A 17,619-nucleotide genomic window follows, 5' to 3' on the forward strand; every position below is an offset into this window, starting at 1 on the left:
CAACGCGCTACGACAAACTCGCACTCACTTACCGCGGCGGAGCCGTCCTCCGGGCCGTCAGCATTTGGCTGACAGCTTTAGGAGACACGCCCTAGTCCTCGCCCGCTGCTTGTAGAGGGCAGCGCAACCGGCACCTGACGGAAGAATCTCGGACGGTATGACCGCCCTTAGGCCGGGGCGGTTCCGTCCATTTCGGCTGGGCGGGCGAGCCCGAAGCGCTCGATCAGTTGCGGCAGTGACTGGAAGTCCATCTGCAGCCCGTACTTGTCATTGGCCCTCGCCATGCCTTCCAGATCCGGCGGGGACCCCTCAGGGAAGAAGGGCTCGATTTCCTCAAAGTACTTCTCGAATCCGGCCGGGGAGATGATCTCCAGGACTCCGGCCGGCTCCTCTCCGGTGTTCCAAAACGTCACTGGTTCTTCGGTTTCCGGACGAGCGCTCCCGGGCCGGCGTGAAAGACTTCCTCGCCGAGAAGGAACCCGATACGTCCGGCCAGGACGACGGTGAACTCATCTTCACGGCTGTGCATGTGAAGGGGTGCCGCAAGCTCCCTCGAGGCGAGCAAGTGCTCGACGACTGAGAAGCTTCCTGCCGTTGCTGTTGCGTCGAGGACGGTCCGGGCAGTCATGGCATCACCGAAGCGGATCAGGGGGCCTGCATCGGCGCCGACCGGCCCGCTTCTCTTCGTGCCCATAGAGCTATCGTCCGCTTGTACATCCCTGCACGCAAAGGGCTGGTGGTTGGTGAGAGTCCCGCAGCCCACCAGGCCGGACTGTTCACGGACCTATTGCTTCGCCGCAGGTGATTCTCGGGAAAGCTGGGCGATGAGGGTTTCGATTCCGGACCGCCGGCGGACAACCCAGAACGGTTACCAGATGGCGATGCCCAGGCAGAAGGCAGCAAAGAGGCCGCCAAACCAGGGATTGGCGGGGTCATCGAAGATGAGGAAGACCCCCATGGCTGCGCAGAGACCAAGAAGAGCGGACCGCCCCAGAGTACATGCGCTTCTCTGACCGGATGATCTTCGCCAGTTCGGGGATCCACTGATCGGCGCTGGCGCCTTCCGGGAGTCGGCCGGTTACAACAGCATTCTTGAGATTGAGGGTAGTGGGCCAGGCCGCTGGCGTGGCACGGTTCCGTGCATGAACGAAACGGCCAAACCCCACCACGAACGCCCCAAACAGCAGCCCGAAAACAGACGTTACCGCTACTTTCGGGGGTCCCATCTCTTCGCCGCGGAGGACGTCCATCCCGAGCATCGCGACGGTCCAGAAAACGGCGCTGGCCACACCAACGAGCCACAGTGGAGGGCGCTCCATCAAGCTCCTCAAGCGTCCGCTGGACGTATCCCTGCGCATCGGTGCCTCCACAGCTGGGCGTCTTGCTTGTGGGCGGAAGCTAAGCATTCGGAAACGGCCAGCGCCATAGCCAGCGCGACTGCTCTCATCCGCACTCCGGCACCGTCCCGACTACCAAGATGATCCGCACCCCGGTGACGGTCATCGCCATTGGCCAGTATCACTTCACCTGCGGCGCAGCCTGTTAGGCCCCCATCAAGTCGGCTAAGGGTGGGCGTGTTCCCCTGCGGAACACCATGCCTGGGGGCAGGCCCTCCACGGTCACACGGGATGCCGAAACGTCGAGCGTGACTCGTGCCCCACCCACCGGGAGGTTGGTGGTGTGCAGGCTTCCCCACCTTTCCGGCAATGCGGGATCGATCCAGAGCACCCCCAGGGAGACGTCGGGCTCGTAGCGCAGGAGGCTGCGTACCAGCATCACGGGTGTCGCGGAGGCCCATGCTTGGGGTGAGCAGGCAGTCGGGTAGGCGAGGGGCTGGGGATAATCCGAACGGCTGAACCCGCAGAACAGTTCGGGCAGCCGGTTGTCGGTGTATTCGGCGGCCTCCATCAGTGCGGAGGACAGCTGCCGCGCTTCCTTCACGAAGCCGTACCGCATGAGGCCTGCGACTATGAGCGCATTGTCGTGAGGCCAAACGGAGCCGTTGTGGTAGCTGACAGGGTTGTACGCCCCCATGTCCGTTGCCAGGGTGCGCACGCCCCAGCCGCTAAACATTTCCGGGGACATCAGCCGGCGGGCAACTTGTGGTGCCTTAACCTCGTCCACGATGCCCGACCACAGGCAGTGGCCCATGTTGGACGCGCAGGCGTCCACGGGCCGCTTATCCCGGTCAAGGGCGATCGCGTAGTACCCGCGGTCTGGCAGCCAGAACTGTTCGTTGAACTGTTTTTTCAGCTGCTCCGCACGTTCCCGGAGGTCCTTGGCAAGATCCTCGTCGCCGGCGTCGTAGGCCATTGACGCCCGCGCCATGTAGGCGCTGTAGACATAGCCTTGAACCTCGCACAGGGCAATGGGCGGCTCGGCAAGCCTGCCATCCGCGAAGTTGATCCCGTCCCAGGAGTCCTTCCAGCCCTGGTTGGCCAGGCCCTGGTCGTTGAGCCGCTTGTACTCAACGAACCCGTCGCCGTCACGGTCCCCGTAGTCGCGGATCCACTCAAGGGCACGGTCTGCGTGGGGCACCAGCGCTGTGATGTCCTGGGCAGCGAGTCCCCAGCGGCTTGCTTCGCCGAGCAGGGTGACGAACAGGGGGGTGGCGTCGGCAGTGCCGTAGTAGGCCGATCTGCCGCCGAGGGCCAGGCTCGTTCCGACGTCGAGCCGTACCTCGTGCAGAATCCGGCCGGGCTGCTCTTCGGTCAGCGGATCCACTTTCGTGCCTTGCCGGTCGGCCAGCGTCTGCAGCGTGCCCAGTGCCAGCGTTGCGTCGACGGGCAGGACCATAAAGGAGGACAGTAGGGAGTCCCGCCCGAACAGGGCCATGAACCATGGTGCGCCGGCGGCGACAACCATGCGGTCGGGATGGTCGGGGTCAACAATGCGCAGGGCCCCGATGTCGTCGTGGCTGCGCAGGAGGCTTCGTTCCACGGTTGGATCGCCCACACGGGGAAGTGGAACATGTGCGTCCCATGCTTTTTGACGGCGCACCTGCGCCGAGATCATATCGGCGGAGAGGACGAGCGTCGGCAGGCCCGCGTCCACTTCGGTTTCGGCTGTCAGCGGCAGCACGGTCGCCCGTGCACTCCACTTTCCATGGGCCGGGACGATCGCGCGCAGGAGCAGGCCTTCGTCGCTGGCTTCGGCGTCGCGCATCCGTACGACGATCCCTTTGCGTGTCTCCTGCCATGCGGCTTCGATTGTCACCGACCCGGCCCTCGTGCGCCGGGTCTGCTCCCACAGTCGGTGGAACCGGCCCTCTTTGACTTCGAAAAGGTCCGCGAAGTCGGCATCCACGGCCAGGGCGATCTCGCAGGAAGCGGGCTGCAGGGAATAGTTGTGAATCGTAATGTCCTCCACGATGCCGTTACCCAGCTCGCGGTTCCGCTCCACTGTCAGCGGGGTGTCGGCGCGGCCATCGCCCCGCGCGGCCCTCCCCATATACGTGCCTTGGTAGGGCGATGGGCTCCACGCCCCCAGCGGCTCTACTGGCTGTCCGTTCACGGTGAGCGACCACCGTGACACGATCCTGGTGTCCCGGTGGAAAACGCCGTGAGGGTGGTGGGGGAAGATGTCGCCGTTCTGCAGCGAAATGCAGAAAGATGATCCTGCCACCAAGGTCAGGGATCCCTGCCCCACCGGCCCGGCCGCATTGTCTGCATTCCATCCAGCCATCTCAGGCTCCTTGCAAAACGGCACACTAACCTGAGCCGAATCTACGCCCATCCCAGAACAGCTGCCAGATGGGGCCCAGGCCATGCGGTCAGCGCGGGACTGTTCGTGACCACCGGGCTTCCGGAAGCACACCACACCCAGTGTGGGATCTTCCAGGGTGAGCTGCCAGGTTATTCCGCTGCCCTGCGCCGGGCTTCCTGCTGGTGCTGCTCCAGCTTTGCCTCGGCGTCCCTTCGTCGCTGCAGGATGCCACGGGCCTGGGCGGGCGTGGGGTGGCGGTGCTCGCGTTCCCAGGAGTGGTCGTTGGCTCCGGTGCCGGGAGCGGCTGCTCTATTGTGGCGGCTGGTGTCTTCATTCATGACGGATTTCCTTTTGTAGCGTGAGCGCGCAGATTGCAGAAACGGCAGGCGGGGTGGCCCTGGCTGCTGCGTGTGATGCGGGCTTGGACAAGGCCTGCGGCGGGATTGTCATTCTGGCAGTTCCATCTGGAAGCCGCAGACGCACCTGAGAACGCGGATGGAGAGGTAGACGCCCAGAGCGTCCTCGGCTCCATCTTCGGTGGAGAGCGGTGCAGAGAGTTTGCGCAGCTCTGAACCTGCCTTTTTCATCGGCTGGCCGCAGTGCATGTAGTTGTTGCCGAATATGAGCAGGTCCCCCGCCTGTTCCGGCCGGGCCAGGACCAGCGACAGGTCGGCGACCTGCGCCGGATGCTCATCGAAAGTGCCGCACCGGCTGCACGTGTAGGACACGAGCGCGACCTCGGGCGGCTGGGCCGGCATATCGGTGACGGATCTGATGATGAGATGGCGGTCTGTGCCGCAGTTGCCGCACATCACCGGCATCACGCGGTGCCGCCCGGCGCCGTCATCACGGAAGTGGAAACCGAAAACCATGATCAGCCTGCGGGGGTAGCTGGTGAGTATGTTATCCGCTGCGGCGCGGCCTTTCTCCGCAGGCCGTTGTGCAGGGCACATTCGCAGATCGTTCCGAAATGCGGTTTCGTTCTCGGGCCTCGTTCGCTGCAGGAGGCACCATCCCGTAGACAGGCCGTCGAGGCGGGCAGGCCGCGAGGGACTGCCCGGGCCCGGAGCAGGTGCGGTGGCGCGGAAAGGAACAGCCGGAAACGTGAGGCAGCCATGGCAGGCTCTTTCCTCAAAGTGCGTGATGCGCCGCCATGCGGCTACAGCGGCTGTTCCTCGAGGGAGTGCACAATCCCTGGAGGGGTGGTGCCCGCGGAATGGCTTCGACACGCCGGGCTCCTTGTATTGAAGCTACCCGCGCTGCCCCGGCCTGCATAGACCTCACTTTAAGAGGGCTTGGCGGCACTGATCGCTTCCTCTCAGCCCGTCCCGACGGCGCCTGGCGAGTGAACGCCTGACGGCGGGACCGCTGCAGCCGTCCTGAGCTTTTTTGCTCACCACCGGAGACTGTTCCCGCCAAGCATCCGCATCAATCCTCCCCGCCTATTTCGTTTCAGTGGGCGGGGGAACTGGGTACGTACATTGTGAAAGGAATGGACAAGGCCATGCCCTATCCCGGACAGCCAGCCGTTACCGCCGCCTGGCAGGGCGGGCGCACCGGCCGCGGCGGGAGCTAGGTACCGGAGGAGGAAGACATGCAGACTGTCGAAGAGATGATCGAGGTGGCCGTTCCTGTGCGCGATGCGTATGAGCAGTGGTGGCTGTTTGAATCCTTTCCGCAGTTCATGTCGGGGATTCAGTCCGTAAGGCGGGCCAGTGACCGGATCACGCACTGGGTGACAAACGTCGGCGGCGTGGAACGGGAGTTCGATGCCGAGATAGTAGAAGACCAGCCGGACGAACGCATCGCGTGGCGCAGCACCGACGGCATCACCCATGCCGGTGCATGGCATTCACGCAGCTGAACTCCAATACCACCCGCGTCTGGGTCAGGCTGGAGTGGTCCCCGGAAAACCTGGCAGAGAGGGCCTGGGCAGCCTTGGGATTTGACAACATGCAAGTCAGGGCAGACCTGCTCAGGTTCAAGGAGTTCATCGAAACCGGCCGTTCCGGCAGCGACGCCTAAGTCCATCCGCGGCTACCACGCTCGCGAGGTTACTTCCCGCCCATACGAGACGGTTGGGCTGCAAGCCAGGGGTCGGTGCTCAGTTGCCGGGCCATTCTCCGGTCCAGCGTTCGAAGAGCCGCGCTCCGCCGCGGTCGATGAGAGTCTTTATCACCGCATAAATAGTGCCTTGAATGGCGGCGGCGATCAGGATCTCTTTCAGCGCGTAGTCGGTGGCTAGGGGGTTTGGGGCCTCGTCCCGGTCGCCTGGGGCGGCGTGCTTCCACACCTGTTTGAAGATCTGTCCGGCAATGATGCCGCCGACCATTCCTGAAGCCAGCCCGATTGGCCGGTACAGTTTCGCTGGGTTGCTGGTGGATTTCTTGGTCATGACATCCCTCATGTGCAACAGAGGCTGGACGCTCGGACGGCGCGGCTGTGTGGCTACCCAAACTACTCCAAACACCACCACTGCGTAACCCGTTGCGGGCGGACCGCGAGTGTCTTCCACGAAGACCTGTTCGGCGCTGATGACCCGAAGAGCTTCTTCACGCTTCCTGGGTGAATCCGCCGCCTCCTTGTGGCCCATCGTTCATCTGGCCGAAATGGGCTGCTGGTAGGGTCCGGTCATGGACGAACTGCTGATTGCTCCGACCGGGGCGATCTAGGACCTTGCCGGCCGGGAGGGCTTCGATGAGAACTTCCTCGGCCAGCCCGTGCCGCTGCCGGCCCTCGCAGATGCTGAGACTGTCCTGCTGCCGTACGCGCATCTCCGTGCTGATGCGCCTGGACAAGCGCCTCGCCGCCGTGACAGGGGTGGGGATCGACGGGGCGAAGCTGATGGATCTGGACCGGGCCGGGATCAACTGGCGGCTGGATCCCCGGCTGCGGGAGGACCAGCAGACGGGGGAGCGGGTCGACGCTCGGAACGACATCGACCGCGGGCACCTGGTCGCCGGGCCTCCGCCGTCTGGGGCGACACCCGGGCAGAGGCCGCCTAAGCCAACGCGGACACCTTCCACTACACAACGCCGTGCCGCAGGCGGCCAAGTTCAACCAGGGCCTGGAGCTGTGGCTGGGCATGGAGTCTTACCTGCTGGAACCCGGAAGGTAGAAGACCTGCGTGCTGCCTATTGCAAGTCATGAGGGCGGCTGATTTGCTGCCCTTATATGTGAGCTTCATGGCATAGCCGTCTTCACTGCTGAGCAACTGGCAGTGAAGACGGCTATTTTGCTTTCGGGCCTAGGGGGTTGGCCGGACGGCAGTATCGGCGCTGTAGGAAGTGACCTTCGAAGCGGGGCCGCTGTCAAGCACTTTTGAGCGGGCTGTGGAAGCATCCAAAACGACGTGCTGTGCTTCAACGTTGCTCACAACATGATTGGTGGCCACGACGTTGCTGTCACCCCCGGCGATGAGGACCATTGTGGGCTGGGCGTTCGGCGGTACGATCCTGTCCGGCGAGACGTCATAGGCAATGAGGTTGTTGGAGAAAAGGTTGTTGTCTCCCGCGATGTGGACCACGCCGTACAGATCGTCCAGGCCGTTGGATGTTCCGAGGAACGGCGGAAATCCTTCCATGCCCCGCCGAAAGTGGTTGCCGGTGATCAGGTTTTCCTTGCTGTTATTGATGAGCCGCATCATCCCGGGGGAGAAGCCCTGGAACCTGTTCGCGGTCACCGAGCATCTGTTGCAGCCGGTCAGCTCGACCAGGCTCCTGCCCCGGGGGAACAGGTTGTTACCGGTGATGAGAAGGCCTTCGTGGTTCTCCGCCAGCAGGGTGGCCCCCTCGGGTCCTGCCCCCATGAGGTTGTCGCTGACGATCGTCGCCTGTCCGGCGCCGGTGAGTTCTACGCAGTTGCCGCATTCGGCGATCATGTTGTCCTGGATACGCAGGGCGTCGGCGCCACGGACGATGAGTGCGTGCTCGAGATACACAAAACCCATGCCGGTGATGTGGAAGGAGTCGTTGTCTGATGCGACTTCAATGCCGGTCCTGCCGTTTCGGTAGCTGTTGCCGTCCGGCGGGAACTCCACGCCATCAAGGCAGAAGTCGCGGAAAACAACTCCGGACAGGCGCGGACTCCCCGCCCGGCGTACCAGGAAGGCCTGCGGAGCTGTTGACGGAGTAAGGACGCGGATGTGGCTGCCGCCGGGCTGTAAATCGAACCAGCCGGACGTGTCCACATTGTCTTTGATGCTGCGGGAGAAGAACCCGTGCCCAAAGCCGGCAATGGTCAGGTAGCTGATGTCCACGACAACTTGAGTCCGAAGATCGTAGTCGCCCGGGGGGATGGTGATCACGGCACCCGGCCGGGTGTCTGCCGTGGCCTGGCGCTTCTTGATGTCCGCGATGATGTCGTTGATCACCACGCCAATGTCCACCTGTGCCGTCACCTCCGGCCGGCCTTTGATCTTCCAGGACGTGACATCATAGATGTTCGCTTCTTCCGGTTTGTCCGCGGCGTGCGCCGGTGCGGTGGCGCCAAAAGCCAGCGCCCCGGAAAGGGTGGCAACAGCGCCAGCGCCAAGCAGTCTGCGTCGGCTCGGGCCCCCCAGTACGGAATTTTTGTCAGTCAACGCTTTGTCTCCTCAATGGGCGTGGAATGTGTGGGCTATCCGGAATCGCAAGGCATCGGGCTTTGCAGCACAGGGCGGCCGGTAAACCGGCGGCCTCCGTATGCGCCTGCAAAAGGAAGATGTCACTTCTCTCCATAGAGCCGGAAATCTTCGGGCGCATGCCAAAACGATTTGGTTGGCCGGATACCTTGAGGCTAGGAGGGTGGAGCAAGGGCTGTCAACGCCAAAATTGCAGAGGGTTTTTGGCAAAGCGGTGACCCTTGACACCCGAATGTGAGAGTCCTAGGGTGGATGCCAAGTCGTTTTGGCAAAACGATTTTTCAGACCGAGTCACTCTCCATTTCCGTTCAAGAGAAAGTGAGTCGACAGCGATGTCCACTCGTAAATTCATCAGCAGGCTCGCCATCGGCGGCATCTGCACCGCCGTCGCACTGTCCGCCTCGGCATGCGGCGCAGGGGGCCCGGCCACGCCTACCGGAGCCGCCGGCACCAACACCGTCAACGTCCTGGTCGAAGCCGGCGGCCGCGCCGAACTGACCGGCGTCGCCGAACAGTGCAAAAAGGACGCCGGCGTGGACGTCAACTTCGTCGAGCTGCCCTACGACGGCATGTTCAACCGCCTTTCCAGCGAATTCTCCTCCGGCAACGTCTCCTTCGACGTGGCCGCCCTGGACTCCGTGTGGCTGCCCAGCTTTAAGGACGCCCTCCAGCCCATCGATGAGATCTTCACCGACGAGGCGAAGAAGGACATCTTCCCGGCCTTGGTCAAGGAAGCCAACGTGGACGGGCACTTTATGGGCCTGCCCGCCTGGACCAACGCCGAAATCATCCTGTACCGCAAGGACCTCTTCGAGGACAGCAAGAACAAGGCCGATTTCCAGGCCAAGTACGGCTACGAGCTGGCTGCCCCCACCACGTGGAAGCAGTACCAGGACATCTCCGAGTTCTTCACCAAGGACGGCATGTACGGCACGGACGTCAAGGGCGGCGTTGAAACGGAATGGCTGGCCCACGTCCTGCAGGCCGGTTCACCCATGGTCCTGGACGGCGACAAGGTGGTCATCGACAACGCCGCCCACAAGGAAGCCCTGGACTTCTACGTGGGCCTAGCCAAGTACGCTCCCTCCGGCGCAGCCCAGGTGGACTGGGCCGCAGCGCAGAACCTGTTCAACCAGGGCCAAACCGCCATGACCCGCTTCTGGGCCCACGCCTACCGCCAGATCCCCAAGGACTCCCCGGTGGCGGGCAAGGTGGGCGCAGCGCCCATGATCGCCGGGTCCGCCGGTATCGGCGCCGTCCCCGGCCCCTGGTACCTCACGGTCCCGAAGGCCACCAAGAACACCGAGGCGGCCAAGAAGTTCGTGAAGTGCGCCTACGACCACAACAGCCTGGGCATCGAATCCAGCCTGGGCTTGGCCTCCCGCATCTCCGCGTTCGAGAAGTACCAAGACAAGGAAGGCTACGAAAGCTTCAAGCCGCTGATCGAAACCCTCAACGGCGAAGGCACCGCCACCCGCCCGGCCACCGAGAAGTGGCAGCAGATCGTCGACACCGTCCTGGTTCCCATGCTGCAGAAGGCTGTTGCCGGCGGTGACTCCGCCACCCTCCTCGCCGACGCCAAGAAGCAGATCGAGGACCTCCTCAAGTAAGACCACCGCGGCCGGCACCTGCCGATGAGGCACCGCAAGTCCGGTGCCGGCCGCGGCCCCAACCAGCGGAAGAGAGAACCGTGCGCATCTCCGACCGCCGCTTCGCATTGTTCCTGATGACACCAGCGGCGCTGTTCCTGGCAATATTCGTGGCCTTCCCGCTGTTCCGCCTGGTGGCGGACAGCTTCTACAAAATCTCCCCGGTCGCCGGCGGCCCCCGCGACTTCGTGGGCCTAGACAACTACTTCCGGGCCTTCGCCTCCGAAGCCTTCATGGGCGCGGGCTGGCGGACCCTGGCCTACACGCTGATCGTGGTCACCCTCGAGTTCGCCTTGGGCCTGGGTATGGCCCTGTTGTTCACCATGCTGGGCCGCAGCTCCCAGATCTGGCGGACGGTGTTCATGTACCCGCTCATGATCGCCCCGATCGTGGCAGGCCTGCTCTGGAAGTTCCTGATGATCGACAACTTCGGCCTCATCGGAACGCTCCTGCACCAAGCCGGCATCCTGGACAATCCCAACCAGATCGGCTGGCTGTCAGACCCCGGCATCGTGTTGTACTCGGTGGCCATCCCGGACATCTGGCTGACCACCTCGTTCATGTGCCTGGTGCTCTTCGCCGGCCTGCAGAACATCCCCGGCGACCTCATCGAAGCCGCACGGCTGGACGGTGCCCGCGCACCGGCCCTGCTGTTCCGGATCATCCTTCCGCTGCTCCGCCCCGTCATCGCCGTCGCGCTGGTGGTCCGCGGCATCGACGCGGCAAGGGCCTTCGACACGATCCTCATCCAAACCAACGGCGGCCCCCAGTCCGCCTCGGAAACCATGAGCCTGCTGATCTACCGGACCATGATCCGCTTCGGCGATCCCGGCCTGGCCAGCGCCATGGGCACCATCTACCTGCTGGCCATGCTCGCCGTCGCATTCTTCGCGGTGGCCACCATCTGGCGGCCAGGAAAGGACACCTGATGCGCGTCGACGAAAAAACCAAGCACGACGCCGGGACCCCGGCTTCCGTGTCCGCGGAACCTGCCGCCCGGACCACCGCAGCCCGTCCCCGCAGGCGCCGCAGCGTCAACCGGGAAGGGCTGGAGGCCGGCCGGCGCAGCACCAGGACCCTGCTGTGGATCCTCCTCGCGGCAGCCATGGTGCTCTACGGATTCCCGTTCCTGTACCTGCTGTTCACGTCCTTCAAAACCCCGATCGACACCATCGCCGTTCCGCCCACCATCCTTCCGCGGGAATGGACGCTGGAGAACTATGTCAACGCGCTGGGCCGCAGCGGCGTGCCGGCGTCGTTCATCAACAGCATCCAGACGGCCATCATCAGCACCGTGCTCTCCCTGGTCCTGGCGGTTCCCGCCGCCTACGGCATCACTCGGTACAAGACACTGGGCGGCCGGATCTTCATCATGGCCGCCCTGGTGACGCGCATGGTCCCGCCGGTGGCGATCGGCATTCCGCTGGCTTCCATGATGGGGTCCGTGGGCCTGGCGGACACACCCATCGCGCTGTCCATCGCGCACACCACCATTTCCCTGCCGCTCTCCATCTGGCTGATGTCCAGTTTCTTCGAAGCGGTTCCACAGGACCTGGAGGAGGCGGCAACCGTGGACGGGTGCAGCAGGCTCGGCGCCCTCTGGCGGGTGGTCATTCCGGTGGTTTCCGGCGGCATCGCCGTCACGGCGATCTTCGCCTTCCTGGCCTCCTGGAACGAGTTCCTCTTCGCCCTTCTGATGACGGCTATCCGCTCGCAGACAACGCCCGTGGTGATCGCGAATTTCCAGACCCAGTTCGGCCTGGACTGGGGATCCATGACGGCGCTGGCCGCCGTCTACTCCATCCCGGTCATCCTGCTGACGCTTCTCCTGCAGCGCAAGATCGTGGCGGGCATGACGCTCGGCGCCGTCAAGGGCTAGCCAATGGCGCCGGCATTCCTCGGTAGCCTACCTATACCGGACAAACCATAAGGACGTGGGACACAGATGAGCAACAAGAACATCGGCATCAAGGACGTGGCCGTCGCTGCCGGCGTGTCCGTGACAACTGTCTCCCACGTGCTCAACGACGTTTCCTACGCCCGCATCAGCCCCGAAACCAGGAACAAGGTCAAGTCCGCCGCCGAGCAGCTCGGCTACGGCCCCAACCGCCTTGCCCAGGCCCTGCGCACGCAGCGGACCGGGATGCTGGGGCTGGTGAGCGAGGAGATTGCGACCACCCCGCACGCCGGCCGCATCATCCTGGGTGCCGACGAGGCCGCCAAGGCCCGGGGGTACGGCCTCATGATCATCAACACCTCCGGCTCGGCGAGCCTCGAATCCCGGCGGGCCGACGTCGAGGCCCTCCTGGAACGCCGGGTGGACGGCATCCTCTACGCCACTATGTACCACCGCAACGTGGAGCTGCCGGCCAACCTCGGCAGCGTGCCGTCCGTCCTGGTGGACTCGGTGGCCCGCGGCGGAAACATCACCGCCGTGATCCCGGACGAAGACGGCGGTGCACGCGCCGCCGTGGGGGCGCTCCTCGAGGCGGGCCACACCCGGGTGGGCTTCATCAACAACACCGATGACGTCCCTGCCACCCGCGAGCGGCTCCAGGCTTTCCGGGCAATGCTGACCGAAGCGGGGCTCGACGGCGATGCGGCACCTGTCGAGTCCGAGGTCTCCGAAGTGCACGGCGGCTACGAGGCGGCCCGGCGGATCCTGGCCCGCGAGGACCGCGCCGATATGCCTACGGCGCTGTTCTGCTACAACGACCGGATGGCGATGGGAGCCTACCGCGCTGCCGCCGAGCTGGGGCTCAGCATCCCCGGTGACCTTTCAGTGGTCGGCTTCGATGACCAGGAATTGATTGCCGCCAACCTGCACCCGGGCCTGACCACCGTGGCCCTGCCCCACTACGAGATGGGTGCCTGGGCCACCGAGCACCTGATTGACGCCGTCGAAGGGAAGACAGACCTGACCCTCATGGCACTCCACCCGACCATCCTGGGCTGCCCGCTGGTACGCCGCGATTCCATTGCGGCTCCCCGGCCCTAGCAGCCAGCCCCTTCCACTTCCAAGAGGACCGCACCAAACATGTCCACCTTCCTTGATGCCGCACGCCCGGAAACACCTCCGGCCGGTACCGCCCGGTTCCGTCCCGCCGTCCACTTCACGGCCCGGGACACCTGGCTGAACGACCCCAACGGCCTGGTCTTCCATGACGGCCTCTACCACCTCTTCTTCCAGAACAACCCCTACGGCAACGTGTGGGGCAACATGTCCTGGGGCCACGCCACCTCCCGTGACCTGCTGCACTGGACCGAACACCCCGTGGCCATCGCCTGCGACAAAACCGAGGACATCTTCTCCGGCAGCGTGGTGGTGGACCACGGAAACACGTCCGGTTTTGGCACGGCGGATGCACCCGCCCTCGTGGCCATCTACACCAGCGCGTACAAGGCGGCGTCCGAACACCACGGCACGCAGGCGCAGTCCCTGGCCTACAGCACGGACGCGGGGATGACGTGGCACAAGTACGAGCGCAACCCAGTACTCACCCGGAACTCCGCACACTTCCGCGATCCCAAGGTCTTCCGCTACCAGGGGGAGCATGGCAGCTGCTGGGTCATGGTGGCCGTCGAAGCGCAGCACCAGAAGGTGGTCTTCTACCGCTCGGACGACCTCAAGACCTGGGACTTCCTCAGCGACTTCGGCCCGATGAACGCAGACCAGGGCGAATGGGAATGCCCCGATCTCTTTCCCCTGGCCGTGGACGGGGACGCGGACAACGTCAAATGGGTCCTGATCGTCAACGTCAACCCGGGTGCGGTGGCGGGAGGTTCCGGCGGGCAGTACTTCGTGGGCCAGTTCGACGGCGCCCGGTTCGTCCCGGACGCCTCTTCAGTGGCCGCGCCGGCCGGGGTGAGCGCCCTGGGTGACCCCGCCGCAGCCGCGGCCGCCCTGCAGCAATGCCTGTGGCTGGACTGGGGGCGGGACTGCTATGCCTCCGTCTCCTTCAGCAACGTCCCCGATGGGCGGCGCATCATCATCGGCTGGATGAACAACTGGGACTACGCCAACCAGCTGCCCACCGCGCCCTGGCGGTCCTCCATGACGCTCGCCCGCGAAGTGCACCTCACCGCAGCCAACGGCTCCGCCCGCCTGGTCCAACAGCCTGTCCTGGCCGGCCCCGCTGCCGGAGAAGCGCCGCCTGCAGCCGCGGAGCAGATCATCACAGAAACGGTCGAACTGCAGGACTCGGTTTTGCGGTTGCCGGTTGCGGCACCCGGCAGCGCCCAGGTTATCAAGGCGGAGATCCTGCCCGGAAGTGCTGAACATGTGGCCTTCCATCTGTTCGCCAACGATGACGGAAGCACGGGCACCTTCTTGGGCTATAACGCCGCCACTGGCAGGCTCGTCCTTGACCGCAGCCGGTCAGGGGACACGGGCTTCCACGAAAAGTTTTCCTCCGTGGAGTCAGCCCCGCTGGTTCTTGAGGACGGCGTGCTAAAGCTGCAGATCGTCGTCGACCGTTGCTCGGTAGAGGTCTTCGCGCAGGGCGGCTCGGTGGTCCTGACTGACCTCATCTTCCCCGACGCCGAAAGCCAGGAGAACTGGCTGGCGGCCGGGGGAGGCCCGGCAACCGTCCAGAAACTTACGGTCTCAACCCTTACCTGACGGCAGGATGGGTAATCCAAGAAAGGTCCGAAATATGCACACGAACGATGACCCCCAACCGGGCCTTGACGTTGTGGTTGTCGGTGAAGCCCTTGTGGACATCGTTGTCTCGTCCGGGGGCACTGTGGAGCACCCCGGCGGGTCACCGGCAAACGTGGCCTACGGGCTCGGGCGGCTGGGTGCCGCCACCGCGTTGGTGACCTCGATAGGCGACGATTCGCATGGCGCGGCCATCGAGCAGCACCTGCGCAGCGCCGGCGTTGAACTCCTGCCCGGTTCAAAGGGGCCCGGCCGCACCGCCACGGCAACGGCGACCCTGGCGTCCGACGGGTCCGCGCACTATGACTTCGACATCCGCTGGGACCTCCCGCGGATCGCCCCGGCGACGCTGCCCAAAGTCCTGCACACCGGCTCCATAGCCACCTTCCTGGCGCCGGGGGCGGCAGCGGTAAAGGAGCTTCTTGAGCAGTCACACCGGCGATGCATGGTCACCTACGATCCCAACATCCGCCCCGCCCTGCTCGGAAGCCACTTTGAGGCAAAGACCATCTTCGAGGAACTCGTCCCGTTCACGGAGGTGGTCAAACTCAGCGACGAAGACGCGCTGTGGCTCTACCCGCGGCTGTCCCTGGAGGACATCTCACAGCGCATCCTGGACCTCGGGGCCGGGTTCGTCGCCCTCACCAGGGGAGCGGAGGGATCCCTGCTCACCACCGCAGGCGCGCAGGTGGCCGTCCCCCCGGTCACGGCCGAGGTGGCGGACACAATCGGCGCCGGCGACTCCTACATGTCCGCCCTGGTCTACGGACTCCTCATGCGCGGGGCGGACGGGCTGGCACCATCCGTGCTGGAGTCGCTGGGCCGGATGGCCTCCAAGGCAGCGGCCATCACGGTCAGCCGCCCCGGCGCCAACCCGCCAACGGCGGAGGAGTTGCAGGCCGAGCTCCCGGAGCATCAAACAGTGGCACCATGAGAGACAGGACACAAAGGGAAGAACCCATGACAAGCAACAACTACTACAACGTGACCACCTGGCCGGTCGGCAATCCGGCCAAGGACGTGGGCGAAGTCATCAACAGCATCATCGCCGACATCAAGGAACGGCAGTCTGCCACCGATGTCAACGACGGCGGCAAGCCGGGCGCTGTGATCTACATTCCGCCGGGGGACTACCACCTCCGCACCCAGGTGCTGATCGACGTCAGCTTCCTCCGGATCGAGGGCTCGGGGCACGGCTTCACGTCGTCGAGCATCCGCTTCAACGTGCCCGAAGACGAATGGCCAGACCTGCACGAGCTGTGGCCCGGCGGGAGCCGGATCATCGTCGACATTCCCCTCGCCGGAGACGGGGAGGAAGCCGAGGGTGCGGCCTTCTACATCGAACGGAGCGGAAGCCCGCGGATCAGCTCGGTGGAGTTCTCCAACTTCTGCATCGACGGGCTGCACTTCAGCCCCGATGGCTCCGGGACGTATCCGGAAAACACCTACGTCAACGGCAAGACCGGCATCTATGTCGCGAGTGCCAACGACTCGTTCCGCGTCACCGGCATGGGGTTCGTTTACCTGGAGAACGCCCTCACCATCTACAACGCGGACGCGCTGTCCATCCACGACAACTTTATCGCCGAATGCGGAAGCTGCATTGAGCTGCGCGGTTGGGGACAGGCATCAAAGATCACCAACAACCTGGTGGGAGCAGGCTTCAAGGGCCACTCGATCTACGCCGAGAACCATGGAGGGCTCCTGATCACCGCGAACAACGTCTTCCCACGCGGGGCGAGCAGCGTGCACTTCAAAGGCGTCACGCGTTCCAGCATCACCAACAACCGCCTGCATTCCTTCTACCCCGGGATGGTGGTCCTCGAGGACAACAGCTCGGAAAACCTCGTGGCCACGAACCACTTCCTGCGCGACCATGAGCCCTGGACCCCCTTCCTGGGTGTGGACAACGGCCTGGACGACCTCACCGGACTCCTCAGCGTCAGCGGCAGCAACAATTCCGTGGTGGGCAACCACTTCTCCGAGGTCATCGACTCCGGGAGCATCCGGCCGGCGGGCGCCGCGCCTGTGATCATCCGGCTGGCGGCGGGGGCGGGCAACTTTGTCTCCAACAACCATGTGGTGGCCATGGACGTCTCCGCCAAATCGAGTGACTCGTGCTTCGCGGCCCAAGTGGACGCCCTGCTGGCCACCGAGGCGTCGGTTAGCCTCGCCGTCACAACCGTCATGGTCGATCCCGAATCAGTTCGGAATACCGTCCTTGATTCCGGAAGCGATGCCCAGATTGTCTTGGACAGGACCGTGAACGCCTTCAGGCCCACTCCGACGATCGGTTCGTAGACGACAATGCAATTGGTCCCCTCAACCCGCTCAGGCCTGGCGAAACCTTCACCACCAGATTTCATGGTGACGCCAGCATTTCCGAGGCAGACGACTCCGCACCCACCGGCGCAACCGTCTTGGTGCTGAGCGTTCCTGATACGGCGCATGGATGTTCCTTGTGGACGGAACTGCTGGAGCCCCAGGCCGCGGTGGATGACGGCATTAAAAGAAAGTGTTGACAGTGTCAACACATTTGGCTTCGGATCGGGTCGTACATCGGCCGGATTGGCCCGCACTCCGCGTGTTTTCGGGAGTTCCCGGTGTTTTCAAGGGCTGGAATGCGGTTCAAGTCCCACCTCGGGCACGACGTATCCTCTAAGCCAGGGGCAATTTTTAGGGCTTTGCCGTGTGAACATTGTCCACACGCTGCGCGGGGTTGCTCGGACCTGACTCCGAATGATGTGTTCAGATGTGGCTGGCCCTTCGTATGGCCGGCTTCCTTCCTTTTTCTGGGGGAGTGCGGCAGGCTGATTTTGCTGCCTACTGGTTCATGGTTGCCTGGTGGCGTTGCTACATGACTTATACGAATTTTCCCAGGAACGAGTTTGCCGGTTCTCTGTGCGCCCTCGTTCAGTTTTCACTCGTGTTCATGGTTTCCGCAGACTTTGGCAACATGACCTGGCAGCGAGTAGTTCAGTAGG

Annotated in this window: 17 protein-coding genes; 9 read left to right on the top strand and 8 right to left on the bottom strand. The window is 64.1% G+C overall.

What is annotated here, in order from left to right; all coding sequences use genetic code 11:
- Positions 1-167: 167 nt before the first annotated feature.
- From ACIP9X_RS18440 to ACIP9X_RS18465, 6 genes are all read right to left on the bottom strand, one after another.
- On the bottom strand, positions 168-413 hold the full coding sequence (locus ACIP9X_RS18440; RefSeq protein ID WP_400481209.1) for a hypothetical protein: 246 nt from the start codon (positions 411-413) through the stop codon (positions 168-170).
- On the bottom strand, positions 410-694 hold the full coding sequence (locus ACIP9X_RS18445; RefSeq protein ID WP_400481210.1) for a cupin domain-containing protein: 285 nt from the start codon (positions 692-694) through the stop codon (positions 410-412). Before ACIP9X_RS18445 ends, ACIP9X_RS18440 begins: the two co-directional genes overlap by 4 nt.
- Positions 695-932: 238 nt before the next feature.
- Positions 933-1,319 carry a hypothetical protein gene (locus ACIP9X_RS18450; RefSeq protein WP_400481211.1) on the bottom strand — a complete coding sequence of 129 codons (387 nt, stop codon included), beginning with the start codon at positions 1,317-1,319 and terminating at the stop codon, positions 933-935.
- Between the two features lie 223 nt (positions 1,320-1,542).
- Positions 1,543-3,684, bottom strand: coding sequence for a glycogen debranching N-terminal domain-containing protein (locus tag ACIP9X_RS18455; protein ID WP_400481212.1), 2,142 nt, complete (start codon positions 3,682-3,684; stop codon positions 1,543-1,545).
- A 170-nt stretch (positions 3,685-3,854) separates the two neighbouring features.
- On the bottom strand, positions 3,855-4,043 hold the full coding sequence (locus ACIP9X_RS18460; protein ID WP_400481213.1) for a hypothetical protein: 189 nt from the start codon (positions 4,041-4,043) through the stop codon (positions 3,855-3,857).
- Positions 4,044-4,151: 108 nt separating this feature from the next.
- Positions 4,152-4,577, bottom strand: a complete 426-nt coding sequence (locus ACIP9X_RS18465) for a hypothetical protein (protein ID WP_400481214.1) — start codon at positions 4,575-4,577, stop codon at positions 4,152-4,154.
- Positions 4,578-5,299: 722 nt separating this feature from the next.
- Here ACIP9X_RS18465 and ACIP9X_RS18470 point away from each other — a divergent pair.
- Positions 5,300-5,569 (top strand): SRPBCC family protein, encoded by a 270-nt coding sequence (locus ACIP9X_RS18470; protein ID WP_400481215.1) that lies wholly within the window; start codon positions 5,300-5,302, stop codon positions 5,567-5,569.
- Complete coding sequence (locus tag ACIP9X_RS18475; protein ID WP_400481216.1) at positions 5,551-5,730, top strand: hypothetical protein; 180 nt, start codon at positions 5,551-5,553, stop codon at positions 5,728-5,730. The genes ACIP9X_RS18470 and ACIP9X_RS18475 overlap by 19 nt, the downstream gene beginning before the upstream one ends.
- A 79-nt stretch (positions 5,731-5,809) precedes the next feature.
- On the opposite strand, the gene ACIP9X_RS18480 is transcribed toward ACIP9X_RS18475, so the two are convergent.
- Positions 5,810-6,100 (bottom strand): DUF4235 domain-containing protein, encoded by a 291-nt coding sequence (locus ACIP9X_RS18480; protein ID WP_400481217.1) that lies wholly within the window; start codon positions 6,098-6,100, stop codon positions 5,810-5,812.
- 852 nt (positions 6,101-6,952) lie between these two features.
- Positions 6,953-8,287, bottom strand: coding sequence for a NosD domain-containing protein (locus tag ACIP9X_RS18485; RefSeq protein WP_400481218.1), 1,335 nt, complete (start codon positions 8,285-8,287; stop codon positions 6,953-6,955).
- A 371-nt stretch (positions 8,288-8,658) separates the two neighbouring features.
- Between ACIP9X_RS18485 and ACIP9X_RS18490 the strand changes: the two genes are divergently transcribed.
- The 7 genes from ACIP9X_RS18490 (at position 8,659) to ACIP9X_RS18520 (ending at position 16,936) form a co-directional block, all read left to right on the top strand.
- Positions 8,659-9,936, top strand: coding sequence for an ABC transporter substrate-binding protein (locus ACIP9X_RS18490; protein WP_400481219.1), 1,278 nt, complete (start codon positions 8,659-8,661; stop codon positions 9,934-9,936).
- Between the two features lie 80 nt (positions 9,937-10,016).
- Entirely contained in the window at positions 10,017-10,904 is an 888-nt protein-coding gene (locus tag ACIP9X_RS18495) for a carbohydrate ABC transporter permease (protein ID WP_400481220.1), read from the top strand.
- On the top strand, positions 10,904-11,854 hold the full coding sequence (locus tag ACIP9X_RS18500) for a carbohydrate ABC transporter permease (RefSeq protein WP_400481221.1): 951 nt from the start codon (positions 10,904-10,906) through the stop codon (positions 11,852-11,854). The genes ACIP9X_RS18495 and ACIP9X_RS18500 overlap by 1 nt, the downstream gene beginning before the upstream one ends.
- A gap of 66 nt (positions 11,855-11,920) precedes the next feature.
- Entirely contained in the window at positions 11,921-12,973 is a 1,053-nt protein-coding gene (locus ACIP9X_RS18505; RefSeq protein ID WP_400481222.1) for a LacI family DNA-binding transcriptional regulator, read from the top strand.
- Positions 12,974-13,012: 39 nt separating this feature from the next.
- Positions 13,013-14,596 (top strand): glycoside hydrolase family 32 protein, encoded by a 1,584-nt coding sequence (locus ACIP9X_RS18510; RefSeq protein ID WP_400481223.1) that lies wholly within the window; start codon positions 13,013-13,015, stop codon positions 14,594-14,596.
- A gap of 34 nt (positions 14,597-14,630) precedes the next feature.
- Positions 14,631-15,569 (top strand): carbohydrate kinase, encoded by a 939-nt coding sequence (locus ACIP9X_RS18515; RefSeq protein WP_400481224.1) that lies wholly within the window; start codon positions 14,631-14,633, stop codon positions 15,567-15,569.
- 26 nt (positions 15,570-15,595) lie between these two features.
- A complete protein-coding gene (locus ACIP9X_RS18520) occupies positions 15,596-16,936 on the top strand; it encodes a right-handed parallel beta-helix repeat-containing protein (RefSeq protein WP_400481225.1) in 1,341 nt (446 codons plus the stop codon).
- The last annotated feature ends 683 nt before the right edge of the window (positions 16,937-17,619 follow it).

Source organism: Arthrobacter sp. NPDC093125 (genome assembly GCF_044754225.1).
GTDB lineage: Bacteria > Actinomycetota > Actinomycetes > Actinomycetales > Micrococcaceae > Arthrobacter.

What these genes read in the sequence shown, in the direction of transcription:
- ACIP9X_RS18505 (WP_400481222.1), top strand. Translation starts at nt 11,921, where the DNA reads ATGAGCAACAAGAACATCGGCATCAAGGACGTGGCCGTCGCTGCCGGC.
- ACIP9X_RS18445 (WP_400481210.1), bottom strand. Translation starts at nt 694, where the DNA reads ATGGGCACGAAGAGAAGCGGGCCGGTCGGCGCCGATGCAGGCCCCCTG.
- ACIP9X_RS18510 (WP_400481223.1), top strand. Translation starts at nt 13,013, where the DNA reads ATGTCCACCTTCCTTGATGCCGCACGCCCGGAAACACCTCCGGCCGGT.
- ACIP9X_RS18470 (WP_400481215.1), top strand. Translation starts at nt 5,300, where the DNA reads ATGCAGACTGTCGAAGAGATGATCGAGGTGGCCGTTCCTGTGCGCGAT.
- ACIP9X_RS18490 (WP_400481219.1), top strand. Translation starts at nt 8,659, where the DNA reads ATGTCCACTCGTAAATTCATCAGCAGGCTCGCCATCGGCGGCATCTGC.
- ACIP9X_RS18480 (WP_400481217.1), bottom strand. Translation starts at nt 6,100, where the DNA reads ATGACCAAGAAATCCACCAGCAACCCAGCGAAACTGTACCGGCCAATC.
- ACIP9X_RS18450 (WP_400481211.1), bottom strand. Translation starts at nt 1,319, where the DNA reads ATGGAGCGCCCTCCACTGTGGCTCGTTGGTGTGGCCAGCGCCGTTTTC.
- ACIP9X_RS18475 (WP_400481216.1), top strand. Translation starts at nt 5,551, where the DNA reads ATGGCATTCACGCAGCTGAACTCCAATACCACCCGCGTCTGGGTCAGG.
- ACIP9X_RS18520 (WP_400481225.1), top strand. Translation starts at nt 15,596, where the DNA reads ATGACAAGCAACAACTACTACAACGTGACCACCTGGCCGGTCGGCAAT.
- ACIP9X_RS18455 (WP_400481212.1), bottom strand. Translation starts at nt 3,684, where the DNA reads ATGGCTGGATGGAATGCAGACAATGCGGCCGGGCCGGTGGGGCAGGGA.
- ACIP9X_RS18500 (WP_400481221.1), top strand. Translation starts at nt 10,904, where the DNA reads ATGCGCGTCGACGAAAAAACCAAGCACGACGCCGGGACCCCGGCTTCC.
- ACIP9X_RS18515 (WP_400481224.1), top strand. Translation starts at nt 14,631, where the DNA reads ATGCACACGAACGATGACCCCCAACCGGGCCTTGACGTTGTGGTTGTC.
- ACIP9X_RS18460 (WP_400481213.1), bottom strand. Translation starts at nt 4,043, where the DNA reads ATGAATGAAGACACCAGCCGCCACAATAGAGCAGCCGCTCCCGGCACC.
- ACIP9X_RS18465 (WP_400481214.1), bottom strand. Translation starts at nt 4,577, where the DNA reads ATGGTTTTCGGTTTCCACTTCCGTGATGACGGCGCCGGGCGGCACCGC.